Genomic DNA, 3,197 nt, shown 5'->3' with positions numbered 1-3,197 from the left:
GGGTCACTTTCTGGCCGGTCGCGATGCCCGACTCGCGGATCTGCGTGGGCCCCAGGCGCAGCGACACCTCCAGGCCGTCGTCCAGGCGCACGAAGAGGCGGGAGCTTTCGCCCTGGAAGACCGTATCCGCCACCACGCCGCTCAACAGATTGCAGGCCGGATCCGGCGCGGCGTCCGCCAGCATCAGGTTTTCCGGACGCAACATCAGCCATGCCTCGTCGCCCCCCGGCGCATCCTGCCCCGCGGGCAGCGCCAGCGGCCGACCGGCCACCAGGTGCCGGCCGCCCTCGCGCCTGACCGGCAGGAAATGCGATTCGCCGATGAAATCCGCCACGAAGCGCGTGGCGGGCCGCTGGTAGATGCGGCGCGCGCCGGCTATCTGCTCGATGCGGCCGCGGTTCATCACCGCGACGCGGTCCGACATGGTCAGCGCTTCGCGCTGATCATGCGTGACGTACACGGTCGTGACGCCCAGGCGGTCGTGCAGCTGGCGGATCTCGCGCTGCATCTGCTCGCGCAATTGCTTGTCCAGCGCCGAGAGCGGCTCGTCCATGAGCAGGATCGCGGGCTCGAAGACGATCGCTCGCGCCAGCGCCACCCGCTGGCGCTGCCCGCCGGACAGCTGGCTGACGCGCCGGTCGGCCACGTCCGGCAGGCGCACCAGTTCCAGCGCGCCGGCGACCCGCTCGCGGATCTCGGCCTTGGCGCATTTCCTGAGCCGCAAGGGATAGCCGATGTTCTCGCCCACGGTCATGTGAGGAAAGAGCGCGTAGCTCTGGAACACCATGCCGATGTCGCGCCGATGCGCGGGCTCGGACACCATGCTGCGGCCGCCGAACCGCAGGTCGCCGGCGTCGGGCTGCACGAAGCCGGCCAGCGCCATCAGCAGCGTAGTCTTGCCCGAGCCGGAAGGGCCCAGCAAGGTCAGGAACTCCCCGCTGCGCACCTCCAGGTCCACCTGGTCCAGCACTGTCTGCGCGCCATAAGCTTTGCACAGGCCCTCCGCCGCGATGGGCAGGCCTCGCTGTTTCGCATCCGTCATGGCCGTGTCCCCGCCTTCAGCGTTGCAGCATCAGATCGAAGCGCTTGGACATTGCGTCGTAGTTCTGCGCCCACCATTGCGTATCCAGCACCACGGCGCCCGCGCGGTTCTCCGGCGAGTTGGGCAGCCTGGCCGCCAGCTCCGGACTGATGATGCCGGTTTCATAGGCCTTTTCGTTGGCCGGGGCATAGTTGATCAGCGTGGACAGGCGCGCCTGCGTTTCGGGCTTGACGAGATAAGCCAGCACTTTCATCGCGGCTTCCTTGTTCTTCGCCCCTTTGGGAATCGCCAGGCAGTCGTACAGCACGATCTGCTGGTTCCACGAGAAGCCCATCCTCGGGTCTTCGGTGATCAGGTCCTGGATGCGTCCGTTCCAGATCCCGGACATGTCGACTTCCCCGTGCTGCATCAACTGCACGGATTCGGCGCCGGACCCCCACCATGCGCCCACGCTGGGTTTGAGTTCGGCCAGCTTGCGGAAGGCGCGATCGACGTCGGGCGGATAGATGTCCGAAGGCGCCACGCCGTCGGCCAGCAGCGCGGCCTCGATGTTGTAGAGCGGGGAACGCCTCAGGGAGCGCATGCCCGGGAATTCGCGCGTGTTCCAGAAGTCCTTCCAATTCTGGGGCGGCGCTCCCTTGAGGGCCTCCTTGTTCCAACTGATCACCACGCCGTACACCACGTCGGCGACCCAATAGTCCGACTTCATGTTGTCGGGAATGCCGGTCGTGTCGACGATGGCCGGGTCCAGCTTCTCCAGCAGGCCTTCCTTCTCCATCAAGGGGCAGGATTGGTTGCCCTGCTGCACGATGTCCCACGCGGGCTTGCCGGACGCGACCTGGGTGCGCACATCGGCCAGGCCGGACGTGGTGTCTTCCCTGATGGTCACGCCCAGCGCTTTTTCGGCGGGCGTGAACCAGGCTTCCCGCTGCGCCTTCTGGAACGAGCCGCCCCAGGACGCCAGGGTGATGCTGCCGCCATCGGCCTGCGCGCCGGCGGCCGCGCAAGCCAGGATCATGCCGCCCAATACCTTCGCCTTCATTGTGTTCCCCTTGAATCATGAATCGAGTTGGATGCCTATCGGGTCAATTCATATCTAAAAAATTCATATATGCTTTGAACCAAACAATATAAGCACGGCTTGTTTTCATGAGGACTATAGGGCGGCGAATCCGAAAACAACTGATTGAAATTCAATACATGAATTTTTTGAGTGAATACCCATGATCTCCGAACGCGACACTCCCGAGCCGCCCCTGCGGGCGATACGCGCATTCGAAGCGTTCGCCCAGCACGGCTCCATCGCCGACGCCGCCGCCGAGCTGAACATCACGCCGTCTGCCGTCAGCCATCAGCTCCATCTGCTGGAAAGCTACATCCAGACGCCGCTCACGATGCGCAAGGGCCGTTCGCTTTGTCTCACGGACGAAGGGCGCGATTACTACCGCTCGATCCACACGGCGTTCACCGTGTTGCGCAGCGCCACGCGCCAGGCGCAGGAACGCGCCACCCTGACCCAGGTCACCGTGGGCGTGACGGGCTTGCTGGGCACCGGCTGGCTGTTGCCGCGGCTGGGGCGCTTCATGCGGGAGCATCCGGACATCGGCATCAATGTGGTCTACGCCATGCACGGCACGTATCCGAGCGATTCGGCGGACCTGTCGATCCGTTTTGGCGCCGGCCGCTGGCCCGGCTGCCAGGCCACGCGCCTTCTGGCGGGCGCCGTGGTGCCGGTCTGCACGCCGGCCTTTGCCGATCGCCATGGGCCGTTCAAGCATCCGCGGGACCTGGCGCGGGCGCCGCTGGTGCACGACGGCGACCGCGCGCGCTGGGCGGCCTGGTTCGCGCAGGCGGGCGTGCGGCCGGAACGGCTGAACGGTCCACTGCTGGAGGATGCGCAACTCACGCTGGGCGCGGTCCTGGCGGACCTCGGCGTGGGGCTGCTGCGCCTGGCGCTGATTGAAGGGGAACTTGCCGCCGGCCACCTGACGCAGCCGTTCGAGCAGCGGCTGGACACGGGGCTGGACTACTACCTGTGCGTGCGCGAGGAAGACCCGTCCACGGAAGCCGCCACCCGCCTGGCCGAATGGATACTGGCCGAAAGCACCGCTATTTCCGCTGTTCCGACCGCCAGGCGCGCGGAGCGACCCCGACA

At 66.2% G+C, this 3,197-nt stretch carries 3 protein-coding genes; 1 reads left to right on the top strand and 2 read right to left on the bottom strand.

What is annotated here, in order from left to right; all coding sequences use genetic code 11:
- On the bottom strand, positions 1–1,042 hold a 1,042-nt coding region (locus tag ACN6PJ_RS28140), incomplete at its 3' end, for an ABC transporter ATP-binding protein (RefSeq protein ID WP_427999035.1).
- A gap of 16 nt (positions 1,043–1,058) precedes the next feature.
- On the bottom strand, positions 1,059–2,084 hold the full coding sequence (locus tag ACN6PJ_RS28135) for an ABC transporter substrate-binding protein (protein WP_062679636.1): 1,026 nt from the start codon (positions 2,082–2,084) through the stop codon (positions 1,059–1,061).
- Between the two features lie 181 nt (positions 2,085–2,265).
- Between ACN6PJ_RS28135 and ACN6PJ_RS28130 the strand changes: the two genes are divergently transcribed.
- Positions 2,266–3,197: LysR substrate-binding domain-containing protein (locus tag ACN6PJ_RS28130; protein WP_427999034.1), on the top strand; the 932-nt coding region annotated here is incomplete at its 3' end.

The sequence above is a fragment of the Achromobacter sp. genome, from assembly GCF_050285585.1.
In the GTDB taxonomy this organism is placed as follows: Bacteria; Pseudomonadota; Gammaproteobacteria; order Burkholderiales; family Burkholderiaceae_B; genus Achromobacter.
The sequence above is the reverse complement of the archived record's forward strand: the minus strand, read 5'-3'. Positions and strand labels throughout refer to the sequence as shown.